Below are 18,124 nucleotides of genomic sequence, written 5' to 3'. Positions count from 1 at the left end.
AGCTTGTGAGGCGGGCACGTACGTGGCTGCCCGGACTGCTCCTCGTCGCGCCGTCGATCGTGCTGATCGGCGTCTTCGTGTACGGCATGCTCGGCTGGAACTTCCGGGTCGCCATGACCGACCAGCACGACGCGGTGTCCGAGGGGAAGTTCGTGGGGCTGCAGAACTTCGTCGACATCTGGGGCCAGCCGCGCTGGCACCTCTCGGTGAACCACGCGATCGTGTTCACGATCGTGTTCGTGCTGGGGGCGCTGCTGCTCGGCTGGCTGCTGGCGTTCCTGATGGAGAAGGGCATCAGGGGCGAGGGCACGTTCCGGGCGATCTACCTGTTCCCGATGGCCATCTCGTTCGTGGCGACCGGCATCGTGTGGCGGTGGCTGATGAACTCGGGCACGCAGGAGCGGGCGGTCGGGCTGAACCGGCTCTTCGACTGGATCGGGCTGCCGCAGTGGCAGTGGTTCAGGGACCCGGACTGGGGGATGGCCGCGATGGCGCTGCCGGCCATCTGGCAGATGTCCGGATATGTCATGGCGCTCTTCCTGGCCGGGTTCCGCGGGGTGCCCGAGGAGCTGCGCGAGGCGGCGCGGGTGGACGGCTGCACCGAGTGGGGCGTCTACCGGCACGTGGTGCTGCCCCTGCTGCGGCCGGTCACGCTGTCGGCGCTGATCATCCTGGGGCACATCTCGCTCAAGGTGTTCGACCTGATCGTCGCCGTGTCGGGCAAGCAGATCATCACGGACGTGCCCGCCGTGTTCATGTGGGTGGCGGTCTTCGACTCGAACGATCCGGCCAAGGGGGCCACGATCGCGTCGTACATCGTGCTCAGTGTGGCGATCTTCGTGATCCCGTACCTCATCTGGTCGGTGCGTAAGGAGCGGCGCTCATGACGGCGGTGGCCGGGCGGCGGGCGGCGGGCTTCACCTGGGTGCGGTTCGGCCTGCTGCTCCTGTTCGTGTTCGTCTTCCTCATCCCGATCTACGTGCTGCTGGTGACCAGCTTCAAGCCGCTCACCGAGGCCGACCCGGGCCAGGCGTGGAACCTGCCGCAGACCTGGACGACCGAGGCGTGGCGGGTGGCCTGGGAGAAGCTCGCGCCCGGCCTGTGGAACAGCGTGCTGCTGGCCGTGCCGGGCTCGCTGCTGTCGTGCGCGCTGGGGTCGATGAACGGCTACGTGCTGTCCAAGTGGCGCTTCCCCGGCGCGGACGTGCTGTTCACGCTGTTCCTGTTCGGGATGTTCATCCCCTACCAGGGCGTGATGATCCCGCTGGTGCAGCTCCTGGTGTCGATCGACGAGCTGGCCGGGCTGCAGGGCGTCTTCTACGGCGGCATCCCCGGGCTGGTGCTGGCGCACGTCGTGTACGGCATCCCGATCTGCACGCTGATCTTCCGCAACTACTACGTGACGATCCCCGACGAGCTGATCGAGGCGTCGCGGGTGGACGGGGCGGGCCTGCTGCGGGCGTACTGGTCGGTGGTGCTGCCGGTCTCCGGGCCCGCCATCGCCGTGGTGATCATCTGGCAGTTCACCTCGCTCTGGAACGACTTCCTGTTCGCCGTCTTCCTGACCGGGCCGCAGAGCTGGCCCACGACCGTGATGCTCAACAACATCGCGGGAGCGCAGGCCACCCCGTACAGCCAGCAGATGGCGGCGGCGATCCTGGCCTCCGTCCCCACGATGCTGATCTACGTGCTGCTGGGCCGGTTCTTCATGCGCGGGCTCATGGCCGGGGCGCTCAAGGGGTAGCGAGGTGGGCGAGTGGCTCGCCGCGCACGTAGCGGGCCACGTCCGCCGCCACGATCTCGGCGGCCTTCATCGCCGTCTCCTTGCTCGCGCCGGCCAGGTGCGGGGTCATGACCAGGTTCGGCGTCGTGAGCAGGCGCGAGCCCGGCGGGATCGGCTCCTCCGGGAAGACGTCCATCGCGGCGCCGAACAGGTGGCCCGAGTCGAGCGCGTCGCACAGCGCGTCGTAGTCCAGCAGCGCGCCCCTGGCGCAGTTGACCAGGACCGAGCCGCGCGGCATGGCCGCGATCTGCGCGGCGCCGATCATGCCGGCGGTCTCCGGGGTGGCGCGGGCGTGCAGGGAGACGAACCGGGAGCGTTCGAGCAGCTCGGGCAGCTCGACCTGGTTCTCCGCCGCCACGTACGGGTCGTGCACGAGCACCTCCGCGCCGAAGCCCGCCAGCATGCGGGCCACCCGGCGGCCGATCGCGCCGTAGCCGACCAGGCCGACCGTGCCGCCCTCCAGCTCCGGCCCGACGTGGTCGTACATGTAGTAGTCGCCCCGCCACACGCCCCCCGCCAGGTCGGCGTGCGTCTGCGGGATGCGGCGGGTGGCGGCCAGCAGCATGGCGAGCGTGTGCTCGGCGGTGGCCACCGCGTTGCGGCCCGGCGCGTACGTCACCGCCACTCCCGCCCGCGCGGCCGCCTCCAGGTTGGCGTTGACCGGGCCGCCCCGGCTCACGCAGAACAGCCGCAGGTCGGGCGAGGCGTCCAGGACGCGCTTGGTCAGCGGCGCCATCTGGGTCACGCACACCTCGACGCCGCGCAGCGCCTCGATCAGCTCCTCTTCCACGTCGGAGGCCTCGTCCACCTCGCCCACCCGGCCGAACGGGGTGACCGGCCACGGCAGCGTCAGCTCACGGACGTCCACCTCTCCCGGGACCGCGCGCCTGAGCGCGTCGATGAGCAGGCGGTTCTGCACGAAGTGGTCGCCTGCGGCGAGGACTCGGATGGTCAACGAACGGCTCCAATCGGGGAGTTGTACTGCAGCAGCGCCACCTGCCCTGCTCTCATGCGCAGCTCGGTCAGCGCGCAGTTGTCCAGGCGCGGGAACAGCCGGCGGTACTCGCCCAGCGGCACGCCGATGAGCCGGCACAGGGCGAGCCTGATGGCGGTGGTGTGCGCGACCACCAGCACGCGGCCGCCGGGGTGCGCGGCCGAGATGTCCCGCAGCGCGGCCACGAAGCGGTCGGCCGCCTCGTGCGGGTCCTCGCCGCCCGGGAGCGGGTGCGCGGCCGGGTCGGCCTCGAACGCGGCGCGGGCCTCGGGGAAGCGGGCCTTCATCTCGGCCGAGGTCAGGCCGTCGCCCTGCCCGAAGTCCAGCTCCCGCAACCGCTCGTCCACCCGCACCACCATCCCGGCCGCCCCGCGCGCGCCGGTTTCGGCCGTGCCGCCCGAGTCCGTGCCGGTCTGGCCGGCCTGGGCGGCGGCGGTCTCGGCGGTGATGCGGGCGCGGCTGAGCGGGGAGGCCCACACGGCCGCCAGGCCCGCTCCGGCGGCCCAGCCGGCCAGCAGGGCGGCCTGTTCCAGGCCGCGCGGGGTCAGCTCGACGTCGGTGAGACCGGCGTAGCGGTTCTCGGCGTGCCAGACGGTCTCGCCGTGGCGGACGAGCACGAGGTCGGTCATCGGGTGGTCCTCTCGCGGGCGTGTGCGGCGGCGGTCGCGTCGAGCCAGCCGCGCCGTTCCAGCTCGGTCACGAACCGCACGTACGGCTCGCGCAGGTCGGCCCCCGACGGCTCGACGACCGCCCGGGTCCTGATCATGCGCGCCGGGTCGCCGCCCGCCAGCACGGCCATGCCCAGGGCGGGCTCGGCGTTCTCGCGCAACGTCACCGGCCGGCCCAGGACGTCGGCCCTGAGCCTGGTCCAGTACGCGCTCCTGGTCGCGCCGCCGGTCAGGATGACCTCGCCGTCCACGGGGGCGCCGAGCAGGTCGAGGTAGTCGAAGCAGAGGCGCTCGACGAAGGCCGCGCCCAGCAGGATCGCCGCGTACCGCTCGACGTCGTCGGCCGGCTCGCCGAGCGTGAAGGACTCGGCGCCGGGCGCGGCGAAGGGAAAGCGCTCCCCCCGCGACACCAGCGGATACGTCACGACCGGCGGCGTGCGACCCGGATCGCGGCGGGCGCCGGAACGGGCGCCGCCAGGATCGGGAAGTGCGATCGCGCCGGGGAGGGCGCCGCCGGAGGCCCCGCCCGGGCGCGGGTCGTAGCGGGAGGCGGCTTGCGCGCTCAGGGCGTCGAGGTCGCGGCCCGGCAGGTCACGGGAGAGCGCCCCCGCGCCCGTGCTGGACGCCCCGCCCGGCAGCCAGGAGCCGTCCGGCCCGCGGTGCGAGTACACCACGCCCAGCGGGTCGTGGATCAGCTCCTTCGTCACGCCCTTGAGCACGAGCGTGGTGCCCAGCACCGAGTTCCAGCTCCCGGGGCTCCGCGCGCCGGCGCCGAGCTGGGCCGCGCAGCCGTCGGTGGTGCCGGCGATCACAGGCGTGCCCGCGGGGATCCCGGTCTCCTCGGCCGCCTCCGGGCAGACCGTGCCGAGCCGGGTCCCGGGCCGTACGACCTCGGGCAGGATTCCGGCGGGCACCCCCAGCGCGTCGAGCACCTCGGCCGGCCAGCGCTCCTCGATCAGGTCCACGCCGGTCTTGAGCGCGTTGCTCAGGTCGGTGGCCACCGGCCGCCCCACCAGCCGCCGGTTGACGAAGTCGCTCTGGTGGGCCAGGCGCGCACCCTCGGAGAGGGGGGTCTCGCGCAGCAGCCACAGCAGCTTGGGCAGCGCCCAGGTGGGCTGCATGCGCCGGTAGCCGAGCCGCTCCCACAGGTGCGCGCCGGCCTCGTTCGCGGCGGAGGCGTCGGCGCGGCGGTCGTCGTACATGAGGGCGGGCGTCAGCGGCCGTCCGGCGGGGTCGGTGAGCAGGAGCGTTCCGGAGGTCGCGTCCACCGCCACGCCCTCGACCCGCTCGCCGGCGGGCAGGTCGCGCAGCGCCAGACGGGTGGCGGCGGCCAGCTCGCGCCACCACTGCCCGGGGTCCTGCTCGTGGCGGGGCCCGTCGCGGTGGCTGGTCAGCGGGCGGCTGCCGGAGCCGAGCACCCGGCCGTCGCCGGCCACGGCCAGCGCGCGCACGCTCTGCGTCCCGAGGTCGATGCCGATCCACACGCTCATGCCCGGCCCCTCATGTCGGCCAGCAGCGGCCAGGCGCCCGCGGTGGTGCCGCGCAGCGCCAGGAAGTCCTCGAAGAGCCGGTCGTAGCGCGCCCGGCGGCCGGGGTCGGGCTCGACGGCCGCGCGCAGCCGCACGTGCCCGGCGGCGGCCGCGGCGACCGACGGCGCGGCGCCGGTGGCGGCCAGCCCCACCAGGTACGCCCCCCGCGCCCCCACCTCGGAGTCGATCGGGCGGCGCACCGGCAGCCCGGTCACGTCGGCGATCAGCCCCAGCCAGGCGGCGCTGGCCGCCCCGCCCCCGCACACCCGCAGCTCCTCCGGCGCGGCCCCGGTGGCGGCCAGGCAGTCCCTGATGACCATCGTGAGCCCTTCGAGCACCGCTCTGGCCACGTGCTCGCGGCCGTGCTCGAACGACATCCCCAGCAGCGCCCCCCTGGCCCGCGGGTCGGAGAACGGCGCCCGCTCGCCGGCGGGCGACAGGTACGGCAGGAACGCCAGCCCGCCGGCCCCCGGCGCGCTCGCCATGGCCAGCTCGCCCAGCTCGTCGGGGGCGGACAGCCCCAGCAGCCGGCACGTCCACTGCACCACCTCGGTGCCCGCGAACGTCGGGAAGGCCCGCAGGTAGCCGCCGGGCAGCGCGATCGTGATGCCGACCGGCTCGCCTTCGAGGCCGGGGGAGCCGACGACGACCTCGGTGCACAGGGTGGTGCCGAGGATGCCGCACGCCTGCCCGGGCTCGACCGCCCCCGCGCCCAGCGCCGTGGCGGCGATGTCGTACGGGGCCATCACCACGGGCGTGCCCGCGGGCAGGCCGAGCGCGGCCCCGGCGAGCGCGGTCAGCCCGGCGACCGGGCAGGGCCGCACCGGCGGGAGCAGCCGTTCGGCCCACTCCAGGCCGAACAGGGCCGCCAGGCCGGGCGAGTACGCCCGCGCCCGCAGGTCCATGAACGGCGCCGAGGCGTCGGACTCGTCGGCCACCAGCTCCCCGGTCATCCGGGAGAAGATCCACCCACCGCAGGTCAGCAGGGCGCGCGAGCGGTCCAGCCGCCCGGGGTCGTGGGCGCGCAGCCAGGTCAGGATCGCGTGCGGCAGCCCGGAGGCGGCCGAGGAGCCGTTGACCTCGAACGCGGCCGCGGCCAGCCCGTCCCTGGTCCACCCGTCCACGGTGGCGGCGGCGCGGGCGTCGTTCCAGAGGATGGCGGGGCCGGTCGGCTCGCCGTCGGCGTCCACCAGCCAGCAGCCGTCGCCCTGGGCGGTGATCGCGACGAAGTCGGCCCCGCCGACCCGGGCGGCGACCTCACGCACGGTGGCGGCGACGGCGTCCCAGACGGCGTGCATGTCCTGCTCGGCGTGGCCGGGCGCGGGCCTGGAGACGACGGTCGCGCGCCGCGCCACGGCCGCCTCCGCGCCGGTGGAGTCGTAGCCGACCGCCTTGATGACCGTGGTGCCCGCGTCCACGCAGATGATCGCCATCAGGCCCTGCCGTGCGAGGTCCTGGACCGGCGCGAGACCGAGTCGACGATCACCGCGAGCAGCAGCACGGCGCCGGTCACCACGAACCGGATCGAGGAGTCCAGGTTGAGCAGCGTCAGGCCGCTGGAGATGGACTGGATCACGATGATGCCGAGCAGCGCGCCGAACGCGGTGCCGCGCCCGCCGAACAGGCTCGTCCCGCCGATCACGGCCGCCGCGATCGCGTTGAGGTTGACGTCGCCCGCGCCGCTGCTCTGGTTGGCCGCCGCCAGCCGGGCCGCGGCCAGGATGCCGCCCACGGCGGCGAACGTCGAGCAGAGCACGAACACGGAGGTGTAGACGGCCCGGACGTTGATGCCGGCCCGGCGCGCGGCCTCCACGTTGCCGCCCACGGCGTAGACCGCGCGGCCCCACTTCGTCCGCGACAGCAGGTAGTGCATGATCAGCACCAGCGCCACGAAGAAGACGAACATCCAGCCCACGCCGCGCGTCTGCCCGAGGTACCAGACCACGAACGCCAGCACGGCCAGCAGCGCCACGCTCCTGAGGGCCAGCACCGGGACGCCGCGCGCCGACAGCCCCGCCCTGCGCCGCTCCCGAGCGTGCAGGTAACCGGTGACGAACAACCCGGCGGCCGCGACCACGGCCAGCGTGTACGACAGCCACGCCGGCACGAAGTCGAGCTGCGCGAAGTTCACCAGCCCCGAGTCGAACGGCAGGTTGATCGAGCCCTTGGTGCCCAGCACGTACAGCTGCAGGCCGAGGAAGGCCAGCAGGCCGGCCAGCGTGATCACGAAGCTGGGCACGCCGAACCGGTTGAAGAGCTGCCCGTAGATCCAGCCGACGGCCGCGCCCATGAGCACCGCCGCCGCGATGGCCAGCCAGACCGGCAGGCCCTCGCCCACGAAGAGCACCGCCAGCACCGCCCCCGACAGGCCGCTGACCGAGCCGACGGACAGGTCGATCTGCCCCACCAGCAGCACGCACACGATGCCGAGCGCGATGACGCCGACGGCGGCCGATTCGAGGGTGAGGTTCACCAGGTTCGCGCTGGACAGGAAGATCGGGTTGAGGATCTGGAACACCGACCAGATGACGATGAGCCCCACGACGACCGGGATGACGCCCAGGTCGCCGCCGCGGGCCCGCTCGACCACGCCGGCCAGCGCGCCGCGCAGGCCCTCGCGGTGGCGCAGCCGCTCGTCCTGACGGTCGGTCGCCACTGTGGTCACGACTGCCCCCTCTGCGCGCGCCGGGCCACCACGTTGTCGGTGGCGCCGGTGATGGCGGCGATGATGTCCTCGGCGCTGACGCTGTCCACGTCGAACACGCCGTTGTTGCGGCCCAGCCGGAGCACCGCCACGGTGTCGGCGACGGCCTTCACGTCCGCCATGTTGTGGCTGATCATGATGACGCCCAGGCCGTTCTCGCGCAGCCGCTCGACCAGGTTGAGCACCTCGGCCGTCTGGGCCACGCCGAGCGCGGCGGTGGGCTCGTCGAGGATGATGACCTTGGGGTCGCCGAGCAGCGACCTGGCGATGGCCACCGTCTGCCGCTGGCCGCCCGACAGCGCCGCGACCGGCACCCGCACGCTGGGGATCTTCGCGGAGAGCTGGCGGAGCAGCTCCCACGAGCGGGTCTCCATGGCCACGTCGTTCAGCCGCAGCGGGCGGATCTCCTGGCCGAGGAAGAGGTTCTGGACGACGTCGAGGTTCTCGCAGAGCGCCAGGTCCTGGAAGACGGTGGCGATGCCGAGGCGGTGGGCGGCGGCCGGGCTGGGGATCTCGACCGCGCGGCCCTCGAACGTGATCGTGCCCGAGTCCGGCGGGTGCACCCCGGAGAGGATCTTGACCAGCGTCGACTTGCCCGCGCCGTTGTCGCCGACCACGGCCACGACCTGGCCGGCGGCCACGTCGAGCTCGATGTCGGTGAGCGCGGCCACCGCGCCGAAGGTCTTGCTGATCCCGCGGAGAGACAGGACGGTCATCACTTGATCCCGAGCTCTTCGCAGCCCTTGGCGTAGTCGCCGGCGCAGACGTCGGCGGCCTTCATGATGCCGCTGTCGAACAGCACTTCCTTGATGTTGTCCTTGGTGACCACCGTGGGGACGAACAGCTCGGACGGCGTCTCGTAGAGCGTGGTCTTGCCCGCGGGCTTCTTGCCCTGCATGAACTCCCACGCCACGTTGGCCGACGCCTCGGCGACGATCTTGATGGGCTTGGAGATGGTGTTGAACTGGTCGCCGGCGATGATGCGCTGCGCGGCGGCCACCTCGGCGTCGTTGCCGGTGACCGGCGGCACCTTCACCCCGGCGGCCTTGAACGCGGCGATCGCGCCGCCGCCGGTGCCGTCGTTGGCCGCGACCACGCCGGCGATCTGCTCCTTGAACTGGGTGATCTGGCCGCTGACCCAGGTCTGGGCCTTCTCAGGCTGCCAGTCGGGGGTGTCGTACTCGGCCAGCAGCTTGAACCCGCTCGGGTCCACCGCGCTGTGGATGCCCTTCTTGATCAGCCCGGCCGCGGCGTCCGTGGGGGAGCCGTTCACCTGGAGGATCCCGCCCTCGGCCTTCTCGGCCTTGAGGTGGTCGACCAGCGACTGGGCGATCAGGGAGCCGATCTTCTCGTTGTCGAACGAGATGTAGTAGTCGGCGGGCGTGGCCGGGATCGGCCGGTCGTAGGCGATGATCGGCACCTGCTGCGACTGCGCGGTCTTGACGATGGTGGCCGCCGCGGCGGAGTCGACCGGGTCGATCACGATGGCCTTGACACCCTGGGCGAGCGCCGAGTTGGCCTGTTGCTGCTGCTTGGCGGCGTCGGAGTCGGCGTTCTGGTAGATGACCTCGCAGGACGGGCAGAGCTGCTTCATCCTGGCCTCGAACAAGGGCTTGTCCTGCAGCTCGTACCTGGTCGAGGCGAGGTCGGGCATGAGGAAGGCGACCTTGGCGCTCTGCAGGTCGCCACCGCCCCCGCCGCCGGCGGCGGGGCTCTCGCCCGAGCCGCACGCGACCAGCATCGAGCCTGCGAGCACTGCCACTGCGGCGAACGCGGAGGTACGCACTTGAGCTCTGTTCACGGGATTGATTCCTCACTTACGCCGGGTTTGAACGCTGCCCCCGACACAGGGGTACGCGTTCACATGAGCGCACACCCTGTGGTGCGGCTCACGTTAGCGCGCGTTCAGAAACTTTGTCCAGCAAAAGTGTTCAGAGCTGGTGAGTGGCGGCGACCAGCCCCTCCGCCGTCGGGGTGTCGGTGACGAGCCGGTTGAAGTAGCCGCCCCGGGCCCCGGCCACGATCGAGAGCACCTTCTCCGCGCCGACCGCGACCGCGATCGTGTGCGGGATGCGGCGCAGCTCCTCGGGCGTCGGGGCGACCAGCCGCTCGCTGCCGGGATAGGTGATGGCGGCCCCGTCGCGGTCGTAGACGCGCATGCACACGTCGCCCACGGCCAGGCGCAGGCTCTCGGCCTCGCGGGGCATCAGGGCGGGCACCATCTGCCTGGTCAGCGGCGGTGAGCCGACGCCCACGACGGCGCACTTGGCGTGCGCCCACAGGTCCATGACCCGGCGCACCGAGGGCTCGTGCTGCAGCGAGTAGTACAGCTCGGGCCCCGGCAGCGCGGGCGCGTAGAGGTAGGCGGGCACCCCGCCGACGCGCTCGGCCAGGATGCGGGTGGTCTCGTTGGTCTGGAACCAGGGCTGCGGCTCCTCCTGGCCGCCCACCGCAGGGGCGATCGTGACCCCCGGATACTGGCCCAGGCCCTCGCGGGCGCACTCGTAGACCGTGGTGCCGGAGGAGACGAGTACGACGTCGCCCGACTCCAGGCCCACCTCGGCCAGCGCGCGCGCCACGCCGGGGGCCAGCCAGGGCCCCAGCGTCGGGCCGTTGACCCTGGGCACCAGGTAGACCCGCTCCAGGCCGAGCGCCCGCGCCACCTCGGCGGCCAGCGGGCCGTCGCCTAGCGTGGCGGGCCGGTGCACCTTGATCTCGACGATGCCCTGCCGGCGGGCCTCGGTGAGCAGCCGGCTCACGGTCGCCCTGCTGACGCCGAGCCGCTGGGCGACGTCACCCTGGGTGGCGTCCTCCATGTAGTACTGCTGGGCCGCCGCGTACATCAGCTCGTGGGGGAATCTGGCCTGCGCCTCTGGTGCGACGTCGGCGGCATTCATGCGCGCTCCTGTGAACAGATTTGCTGAACTGATGCGCAACCACTATAGCTTCGTGCCTTCCGGAGGACAGGCTAGCCGTTGATCAAGGCGTCGCCGAGAGGCGTGCGCCGCGCCCTCCGTCCCACCCGTCCCGTACTCCGGCCCGACCCGCGCTTCCCGGCCCGTCCCCGTCGTCAGGGTGGGGGTGGGAGCTCGGCGGAGCCGCGGGGGATGAGGCGGACCGGGAGCTCGATGTGCTGGGGCGGGCCCGAGTCGCCGCGCAGGCGGCGGAAGAGCAGCTCGGCCGCCACCCGTCCCATCCAGGACGGGTCCTGCGCCACCACGCTCACCCCCGGGTCCAGCAGGTCGGCCAGCTCGAAGTCGTCGAACCCCACCAGCGCGACCCGCCGCCGCGCCAGCGCCCGCAGTGTGGCCACGGTGTAGCGGCCGTTGCCGGTGAACAGCGCCGTCGGCGGATCGTCCAGGGCGAACAGGCGCGCCAGCTCCGCCCGCACCGTCTCGGGGGACGGCGGCCGCATCGACACCAGCCGCTCGTCGAAGAGCCCGCCCAGCTCCGCCCGGTAGCCGCGCAGCCGCTCGGCCGCCGTGAAGATCGCCGGGTCGTCCCCGAGGAAGGCGATCCTGCGGTGCCCGTGGGTCATGAGATGGCGCACCGCCTGCCCGGCCCCGCCGGCGTTGTCGGCGAGCACGGTGTCCACGTCGAGCCCCGCCCCCGGCGGCCGGTCGGCGAAGACCACGGGCGTGCCGGCCGCCAGCTCCCCCCGCAGGTACGTGTGGTCGTCGCCCGCGGGCACCACGATCAGCCCGTCCACCCGGCGCGCGCAGAACGTCTCGACCAGCTCACGCTCCCTGCCCGGCTCCTCCCCGGACGAGCCGCTGAGCAGCAGGCAGCCGTGCTGGATGACGACGTCCTCCACGGCCCTGCTCAGCCCCGCGTAGAACGGGTCCGCCACGTCCTCGATGACCAGCCCGATCGTGGCGGTCCTGCCCCTGCGCAGCACCCGCGCGCTCTCGTTGCGGCTGTAGCCCAGCCGGTCGATGGCCGTGCGCACCCGCTCGGCGGTGGCCGGATGCACCCCGGGCTCGCCGTTCACGACGCGCGAGACGGTCTTGAGCGCCACGCCCGCCGCCGAGGCGACGTCCTTCATCGTCGGTCTCACGTCAGGATCATGTCTCATGAGGGAGGGGTGGACAACGTTGTCAAGGGGCTGTGCGAGAGTGGACCTCTATGTCGCCCCGATCCGCCTTGCTCGTGGCCGGGTTCGCCCTGGCCGCGCTCAACCTGCGCCCCGCCATCGCGGGTGTCTCACCCCTCCTCGACGAGATCATGGGCGATGTGGGCCTCACGCCCGCGGGCGGCGGTGCGATCACCACGGTCATGGTGGTCTGCCTGGGCGTGTTCGGGCCGCTCACGCCGGTGCTCGCGCGGCGCGTCGGGCTCGACCGCACCCTCCTCGCGGGCCTGCTGGTCATCGCGGCCGGCGTCGCCCTGCGCGGCACGGGCGGCGCCTTCACGCTCTATCTCGGCTCGGCGCTGGCCGCCACCGCGATCGCGGTCATGAACGTCTCCATGCCCGGCGTCGTCAAGCAGCACTTCCCGGCCCGGGTCAACGTCATGACCGGCGTCTACGTCTCGTGCGTGGTGGCCGGCGCCGCGGCCTCCTCCGCGCTGGTGATCCCGATCGAGCACGCCACCGGATTCGGCTGGCGCGGCGTGACGGCCCTGCTCGCCGTCCCCGCGCTGCTGGCGGCGCTGCTCTGGCTGCCCCAGGCGCTGCGCGGCCGGGCCGACGGCCAGAGCGGGCCCAGGCCGTTCCGTGCGGTCCTGCGCAGCCGCGTCACCTGGTACGTCACCGCCCTCATGGGCCTGCAGTCGCTGACCTTCTACGTCATGCTGGCCTGGCTCCCGACGATCTACCTGGAGGCCGGCTACCCCGCCGACCAGGCGGGCTACCTGCTCAGCCTGACGAACCTGGTCCAGGTCGGCACCTCGCTGGCGGTGCCCGTGCTGGCCGGCCGGCGCGCCTCGCAGGTGCCGTACGTGGTCGCGGCCGGCGTGCTGACCGTGCTGGGCTACCTGGGCGTGCTGCTGGCCCCCACCACCCTGCCGTGGTTGTGGATGATCGTGCTGGGCGTCGGCCAGGGGGCGTCGTTCGCGCTGGCGCTGCTGATCATCGCGCTGCGCCCGGCCGACCCCGCCGCGGTGACCGCGCTGTCGGCCGTGGCGCAGTCCGTGGGCTACGTGATCGCGGCGCTGGGGCCGCTGCTGTTCGGGTTCCTCAGGCAGGTCTCGGGCGACTGGACGGTGCCGCTGGTGGCGGGCCTGGGGGTGTGCGGGCTGCAGATCCTGGCTGGGTGGCTCGCCGGACGCCCTGCTACTTTAGGTAAGCCTGACCTTTAGATATCCGGGGAGTTCCAGGGTGCTGACCGAGACGCTCCAGCGGGTCGCCGACGCGCGGGGCGGGGTGATCGGGGTGGAGCCCGGCCTCGTCATCGAGCCGGACGAGAGCTGGACGCCGGCCGCGGAGCTGGTGCGGGAGCCGTACACCCTGCTGGGCCGGCTGGTGGACGAGACGGCCGCGCGCTGGAACGCGCCCCGCCACGTCGGGGCCGCGCTGTTCTGGAAGACCTACGGCTACTGGCACACGCTGCCGATGGCGCTCGGCTGGGCGCTGGACGGGCGGGTGCCGGTGATGCGGCCGGCGGACACGTACTTCAAGGTCTCCGACGCCGGGGTGACGATCGCGGCCACCCGCGTGAGCTGGGGCTCCGGCGCCGGCGCGATCGCGGAGTCGCTGGAGGAGTCGCAGCGGCCGATCGTGGCGGCTCTCGGCTCGCTGGCCAAGGTGGGCGAGCGCACGCTGTGGGGCTCCACGGCGGAGGCGATCGCCCACCCGCTGACCTCGATCGTGCCCGGCGACTACATGGGGCTGCTCAAGCAGCTCGGCCGGCCGGTCGACGGGCTGGTCGAGCCCTCCGACGACGGCTACTTCCGCAGGACCTGCTGCCTGTGGATCACCCTGCCGGACGTGGAGCCCTGTGGAAGCTGCTGCGTGCTGAGACCCCAGCGGCCTCAGGCCACGGCGGCCGGGTCGTCCATGGGCCGCAGCTCGTCGGCGTAGCTCACCGAGACGCGGCGCATGACGCCGGTCCCGTCGATCGAGTACTGCCCCAGCCGCCACAGCGGCGGCGAGTAGGCGTGGATCGAGACGCTGCGGTCCACCGCGCCGGTGAGCCGGTGGATGTGGTCGGGCCCGAACGAGAACGACTGCCCCTCCGGCACCACGGTCTCCAGGTGCTCGCCGCCGATGCGCGGGTTGCACTCCTTCAGCGCCCCCCGCACCACGTGCACGGCGCCGGAGGAGATGTCGTGGTCGTGCCAGCCCGTGTCGTCCTCGGGGCGCCAGCACAGCAGCCAGACGTCCACGTACGCGTCGCGGTAGAGCGAGGCGTAGTGCCGCCCGCCGTCGGCGGGGAAGTCCACCTGGTCGCGCCACTCCTGCGGCCGGGCGGCCAGCTCGTTCACCAGGTCGCGCAGCTCGCGTCGGTCGAGAACGCGCTCGGGGAGGCCGGCACAGGTGCCCCCGTCCTGGATCTGGTCAGTGCTCACTCGCGAGTCTCCTTTCCTGTCATCAATCGACGGGGGTTGACGACCCTGATGGCGTGGCCGGCGGCCGCGCCGAGCCCGGGGTCGGGTGCGGTGGCGTAGGGGGCGTCGGAGCCGTTGACCACGACGTCGACGCCCAGCTCGCGGACGATCGCGTCGATCGCGCGCGGGCCGTAGGAGGAGGTCTCCACGAAGAAGTCCCTGTCGATCCGGCCGCGCCCGCCGCCCCTGGTGATCAGGCGCTCGGAGTGCAGCGGCGCCAGCCCCGCGAGCAGCGCGAAGCAGACCCGCAGGCGGGGGTGCCTGGGCCGGACGACGGCGTGGAAGTAGTGCCAGGCCGCGTGCATCTGCTGCACGTACGGCACCAGCGCGGGCCACCACGGCGGCGTGCCCGGCCTGCCCTCCGGCGGCGCCGGCCCGGGGTGCACGAACAGCGGCAGGTCCCGGCCGGTCAGCACCTCCAGCAGCCGGTCGTCGGGCGGGGCCGTGGCCGGGATCTGCAGGCCCACGAGACCCCGGTCGAGGTCGGCGGCCAGCCGGTCGGGGTCGGGCTCGCTGTGGCAGGTGGCCGCCCACGCGCCGAAGGGCGCGCCGAGCGCCAGCGCGCCATCGTGGTAGGCGTCGATCAGCGGCCGGGCCTCCTCCGGCGGCAGGAACTCGATCCCGAGCGGGCTCGACATCGACACCAGGGCCAGCTCCAGGCCGGTGGTGTCGCGGCGCTCGTGGTCGGCGGGATCGACCTCGTACGGCGGCTCGCCGTCGAGGAGCAGCGTCCAGCCGTCGAGGCGGGGCGGGGTGGCGCGGGCGCGCAGGGCGTCGACGAACGCGGGCGTCCACAGGTGCTGGTGCACGTCGACGGCCATCGGCCCGCCCTCCCTTCCGGTATTTCCTACTGATAATACATGTAAACCCGTCACGCTGTGGCGTCTTCGTCGTGAACCGTTTCAGTGATACGGTTCAGTGAATCGCTTCACCTACCCGCTGTCAACGGCGCCCCCGCCCGGTGCCGCCGCCGGCTCGGCGCGTGCCGGCCGAGGCGCGGCGGACGCCGCCGGAAAACGAAGCCGCGGAAGACGAAGCCGCCGGAAGACAAATCCGACAAGCCGTCGGTGGAAATCGGCTTCCGGGCGTCGTACGCAATAGGCTGGCGGAATGCCTCGCAAGAGAGCGACGATCCGTGAGGTGGCCCAGGCCACAGGGCTGTCCCCGGCGGCCGTCTCCTACGCGCTACGCGGCCTGCAGGTGTCGGAGGAGACCATGGAGCGCGTCAGAGCCGCCGCCGCGGAGCTCGGCTACGAGGCCGATCCCATCGCCAGAGCCCTCGCCAGCGGGCGCACCGGCATGATCGGCCTGCTGTGCGGCTCCCTGGAGGACCTCTGGCAGCAGTCCCTGGCGGTCGGCATCAGCCGGGGGCTGCGGGAGAAGGACCGCTACGCGCTGATCCTCGACGCCTTCGGCGACCCGGCCAGGGAGCGGGCGCTGGCCCAGCAGCTACGCGACCAGCGGGTGGACGGGCTGATCGTGCAGGCCATCGACCCGGCCGCGGCGTTCTGGCCCGAGCTGTGCGAGTCGTTGCCGGTGGTCGCCATCGGCGACTCGATCGCGGGCACCGCCGGCGAGGTCGTCTTCGACAACCGGCGCGGGGTGACGCTCGCCCTGGAGCACCTGCGCGACCTGGGCCACCGCCGCGTCGCCGTGCTCACCTCGACCCAGGCCAGCACCCCCGACCGGCCCGCCGACGTGCACGTCATGGCCGAGGCCGAGCGGCTGGGCCTCGACATCGAGGTCGCCACCGCCCCCCACGGCCTGGCGGGCGCCACCGCGGCCGCCCACGAGCTGCTGTCGGGCCGGCGGCCGAGCGCCGTGTTCTGCTTCGCCGACTCCATCGCGTACGGCGTCTACGCGGCCGCGCAGGAACTGGGCCTGTCGATCCCCGGCGACGTGTCGGTCATGGGCTATGACGACCATCCGATGTCGGGGCTGCTCACGCCGGGCCTCACGACCGTCGACTGGGACATCGACGGCATCGTGCGCGCCGCTGTGCGGCTCATCTCGGCGGCCGCCGACGGCGGGGCCCGGCGGCGGCGCGTCATGCAGAAGCCGACGATGAGGGAGCGGGGCTCGGTCGCCCGGTTGACCTGAGCCGCCCGCCGCCCGCATCGGCTTCCCGGTCAGTCCTTGTCGGGGATGAGCAGGCCGAGCACCCAGCTCACCACGGTCACGATGACCGCTCCCCAGAACGCGGCCGGATAGAAGTTGTCCACGTGGAAGGGGATGCCGAGCTGCCCCGCGATCCAGCTCGTCAGGAAGAGCATGGCCGCGTTGATCACGAGCAGGAACAGGCCCAGCGTGAGCACGATGATCGCGCAGCCGAGCGCCTTCACGATGGGCTTGACGATGGCGTTGACGATGCCGAAGATCAGCGCCACGAGCAGCAGGACGCCCCAGTAACGCGCCGAGTTGGTCGGGGCGTCGACGTCGATGCCGTCGATGAACTGGACGGCCACCCACAGGGCCACCGCCGCCGCGACGGTTCTGATGATGAATCTCACGCTGGTTGATCCTCCCACTTGGATGCGGCGCTCGATAGGGGGCGCAGTCACTACGGTTCCCGTCGCCGGCCGCGCGTAGTCGCCGGTTATCGTCCGGCCAACCGGGGGAAGAGGCGTCAGGGGAGGAAGCGAGATGGACGCGAAAGGGCTTGAGACACTACCGGCTGACGAGTTGCACGAGCGAGCGGTGCGTTACGCCGTACGCCACGGGGACCTGGGGTTCCTGTGGGACCTGCTGAAGGTGATCCCGGCCGCCGAGGCCGCCAGCGGCCACGCGAACGAGGCCGCCAACGACCTCAGCAAGCTGTCGGCGCTGCTCAGCGACGCCATGGTGGCGGGCGAGGGCAGGCTGGGCGAGGCGCTGCGCCCGATCTACATCGAATATCTGCGCCGGCATCCCGACGCCTGAGTCCGGGGCGCCGTGCTTCGGCCGGCGAAGAGCGCCGGGGCCGGCGCCCCGGCGCCATGTCCGAAAGGTCGTCCGCGCCGGGGCGGGCCAGAAGGTCGTCCGCGCCGGGGCGGGTCAGACGGCCAGGCGTGACTCCGCGCGGCTGTGGGCGGCGAAGCCCGGCGTGGTGATCTCCTGCCCGTCCGGAGTGACGATCATCGTCTCGTACGGCCCCGTCCTGGCCAGCTCGGCGGCGAAGCGCCGGCCCCGCGGCAGCCCCATCGCGTAGACGGCGGTGGCGTAGGCGTCGGCCGCCCCGAGATCCGGGCCGATCACCGTGACCGAGGCGAGGCCGTGCCGCACCTTCCCGGTGTTCGGATCGACGACGGGCGCGCCGCCCGAGGTGGCGATGCCCAGGTCGTGCGCGAAGACCATCTTGCGCACCCGCCCCGTACGCGGATCGCGCACGTCCACGCGCCAGCGCTCGCCGGGGGCGGCCGAGCCGCGCACCCTGATGTCGCCGCCGGCGGTGATGCGGTGGTCGCCGGCGCCGGCGTTGACCAGGCCGCGTGACAGCCGCTCCAGCGCCCAGCCCTTGATGTAGCCGGACGGGTCGATCACGCCGTTGATGCGTGACTCGAACCAGCCGCCGGTGGCCCGGCCGAGCTCCTCGCAGCGGTGCAGGACCTCGATGAGCTCGGGGACCTGCTCGATCGTCCGGCCGCGGTTGAGCCGGCCGATCTGGCTGCCCTCCTTGCGCGGGCTGAAGGTGTCGTCCACCCACCTCAGCCACGCGAACGCGTCGTCGAGCAGCGGGGTCAGCTCGCGGGCCGGGAGCGCCGTGCGGATGTCCACGCTGACCGGCATGCCCATGACCAGCTCGACCCGGGCGCTGCCGGGGAAGGCGGTCGCGGGCCTGATGTCGTCAGAGGTCATCACGGTCCCGGCACTGTCAGAAGTCGTCACCTTGCCTCCTTGTCCGGTGCTCACGCTGCCACGTGG

The 18,124-nt window shown here is 72.9% G+C and carries 19 protein-coding genes; 6 read left to right on the top strand and 13 right to left on the bottom strand.

The genetic code is table 11. From position 1 onward, the window contains the following. Positions 1-5 precede the first annotated feature (5 nt). On the top strand, positions 6-887 hold the full coding sequence (locus tag IO39_RS07580) for a carbohydrate ABC transporter permease (RefSeq protein WP_043618240.1): 882 nt from the start codon (positions 6-8) through the stop codon (positions 885-887). Next, a complete protein-coding gene (locus IO39_RS07575) occupies positions 884-1,744 on the top strand; it encodes a carbohydrate ABC transporter permease (protein WP_043618238.1) in 861 nt (286 codons plus the stop codon). Before IO39_RS07580 ends, IO39_RS07575 begins: the two co-directional genes overlap by 4 nt. Here the strand turns inward: IO39_RS07575 and IO39_RS07570 are convergent. From IO39_RS07570 to IO39_RS07530, 9 genes are all read right to left on the bottom strand, one after another. Next, a complete protein-coding gene (locus IO39_RS07570; RefSeq protein ID WP_211266932.1) occupies positions 1,734-2,738 on the bottom strand; it encodes a 2-hydroxyacid dehydrogenase in 1,005 nt (334 codons plus the stop codon). The two genes, IO39_RS07575 and IO39_RS07570, sit on opposite strands and share 11 nt — an antisense overlap. Beyond that, positions 2,735-3,406, bottom strand: coding sequence for a histidine phosphatase family protein (locus IO39_RS07565; protein ID WP_043618235.1), 672 nt, complete (start codon positions 3,404-3,406; stop codon positions 2,735-2,737). Before IO39_RS07565 ends, IO39_RS07570 begins: the two co-directional genes overlap by 4 nt. After that, complete coding sequence (locus IO39_RS07560) at positions 3,403-4,935, bottom strand: FGGY-family carbohydrate kinase (RefSeq protein WP_043618232.1); 1,533 nt, start codon at positions 4,933-4,935, stop codon at positions 3,403-3,405. Before IO39_RS07560 ends, IO39_RS07565 begins: the two co-directional genes overlap by 4 nt. Then, on the bottom strand, positions 4,932-6,407 hold the full coding sequence (locus tag IO39_RS07555; RefSeq protein WP_043618229.1) for an FGGY-family carbohydrate kinase: 1,476 nt from the start codon (positions 6,405-6,407) through the stop codon (positions 4,932-4,934). Before IO39_RS07555 ends, IO39_RS07560 begins: the two co-directional genes overlap by 4 nt. Beyond that, positions 6,407-7,639 (bottom strand): sugar ABC transporter permease, encoded by a 1,233-nt coding sequence (locus IO39_RS07550; RefSeq protein ID WP_043618226.1) that lies wholly within the window; start codon positions 7,637-7,639, stop codon positions 6,407-6,409. The genes IO39_RS07555 and IO39_RS07550 overlap by 1 nt, the downstream gene beginning before the upstream one ends. Next, a complete protein-coding gene (locus IO39_RS07545) occupies positions 7,636-8,394 on the bottom strand; it encodes an ATP-binding cassette domain-containing protein (RefSeq protein WP_043618223.1) in 759 nt (252 codons plus the stop codon). The genes IO39_RS07550 and IO39_RS07545 overlap by 4 nt, the downstream gene beginning before the upstream one ends. Next, positions 8,394-9,440, bottom strand: coding sequence for an ABC transporter substrate-binding protein (locus tag IO39_RS07540; RefSeq protein WP_211266931.1), 1,047 nt, complete (start codon positions 9,438-9,440; stop codon positions 8,394-8,396). Before IO39_RS07540 ends, IO39_RS07545 begins: the two co-directional genes overlap by 1 nt. A gap of 169 nt (positions 9,441-9,609) precedes the next feature. Then, positions 9,610-10,575, bottom strand: a complete 966-nt coding sequence (locus IO39_RS07535; RefSeq protein ID WP_043618217.1) for a sugar-binding transcriptional regulator — start codon at positions 10,573-10,575, stop codon at positions 9,610-9,612. Positions 10,576-10,748: 173 nt separating this feature from the next. Beyond that, on the bottom strand, positions 10,749-11,735 hold the full coding sequence (locus tag IO39_RS07530; RefSeq protein WP_369332887.1) for a LacI family DNA-binding transcriptional regulator: 987 nt from the start codon (positions 11,733-11,735) through the stop codon (positions 10,749-10,751). Positions 11,736-11,803: 68 nt separating this feature from the next. On the opposite strand from IO39_RS07530, the gene IO39_RS07525 reads away from it, so the two are divergent. Together IO39_RS07525 and IO39_RS07520 are read left to right on the top strand one after the other, a co-directional pair. Further along, entirely contained in the window at positions 11,804-12,976 is a 1,173-nt protein-coding gene (locus IO39_RS07525; protein ID WP_043618212.1) for a CynX/NimT family MFS transporter, read from the top strand. A 19-nt stretch (positions 12,977-12,995) separates the two neighbouring features. Further along, entirely contained in the window at positions 12,996-13,697 is a 702-nt protein-coding gene (locus tag IO39_RS07520; protein ID WP_043618208.1) for a (2Fe-2S)-binding protein, read from the top strand. Here IO39_RS07520 and IO39_RS07515 read toward each other — a convergent pair. Together IO39_RS07515 and IO39_RS07510 are read right to left on the bottom strand one after the other, a co-directional pair. Continuing rightward, the gene (locus IO39_RS07515) at positions 13,649-14,185 is read right to left on the bottom strand and encodes a cysteine dioxygenase (protein ID WP_052422571.1); all 537 of its coding nucleotides are present in this window, start codon (positions 14,183-14,185) and stop codon (positions 13,649-13,651) included. The genes IO39_RS07520 and IO39_RS07515 overlap by 49 nt on opposite strands. After that, positions 14,182-15,045, bottom strand: a complete 864-nt coding sequence (locus IO39_RS07510) for an amidohydrolase family protein (RefSeq protein ID WP_043618205.1) — start codon at positions 15,043-15,045, stop codon at positions 14,182-14,184. The genes IO39_RS07515 and IO39_RS07510 overlap by 4 nt, the downstream gene beginning before the upstream one ends. 289 nt (positions 15,046-15,334) lie before the next feature. Here IO39_RS07510 and IO39_RS07505 point away from each other — a divergent pair, with 289 nt between their 5' ends. Beyond that, positions 15,335-16,324: a LacI family DNA-binding transcriptional regulator gene (locus IO39_RS07505; RefSeq protein WP_043618203.1), complete on the top strand. Its 990-nt coding sequence runs from the start codon at positions 15,335-15,337 to the stop codon at positions 16,322-16,324. 29 nt (positions 16,325-16,353) lie between these two features. Here IO39_RS07505 and IO39_RS07500 read toward each other — a convergent pair whose 3' ends face one another. Further along, positions 16,354-16,734, bottom strand: a complete 381-nt coding sequence (locus IO39_RS07500) for a phage holin family protein (protein ID WP_043618199.1) — start codon at positions 16,732-16,734, stop codon at positions 16,354-16,356. A 133-nt stretch (positions 16,735-16,867) separates the two neighbouring features. On the opposite strand from IO39_RS07500, the gene IO39_RS07495 reads away from it, so the two are divergent. Next, the gene (locus tag IO39_RS07495) at positions 16,868-17,143 is read left to right on the top strand and encodes a hypothetical protein (protein ID WP_043618196.1); all 276 of its coding nucleotides are present in this window, start codon (positions 16,868-16,870) and stop codon (positions 17,141-17,143) included. 114 nt (positions 17,144-17,257) lie between these two features. On the opposite strand, the gene IO39_RS07490 is transcribed toward IO39_RS07495, so the two are convergent. Beyond that, positions 17,258-18,088: an FAD:protein FMN transferase gene (locus IO39_RS07490; RefSeq protein ID WP_157548005.1), complete on the bottom strand. Its 831-nt coding sequence runs from the start codon at positions 18,086-18,088 to the stop codon at positions 17,258-17,260. Positions 18,089-18,124 lie beyond the last annotated feature (36 nt).

This window comes from Nonomuraea candida, from assembly GCF_000725485.1.
In the GTDB taxonomy this organism is placed as follows: Bacteria; Actinomycetota; Actinomycetes; order Streptosporangiales; family Streptosporangiaceae; genus Nonomuraea; species Nonomuraea candida.
Note: the sequence above shows the minus strand (reverse complement) of the source record. Positions and strands in the feature narration are given on the sequence as shown.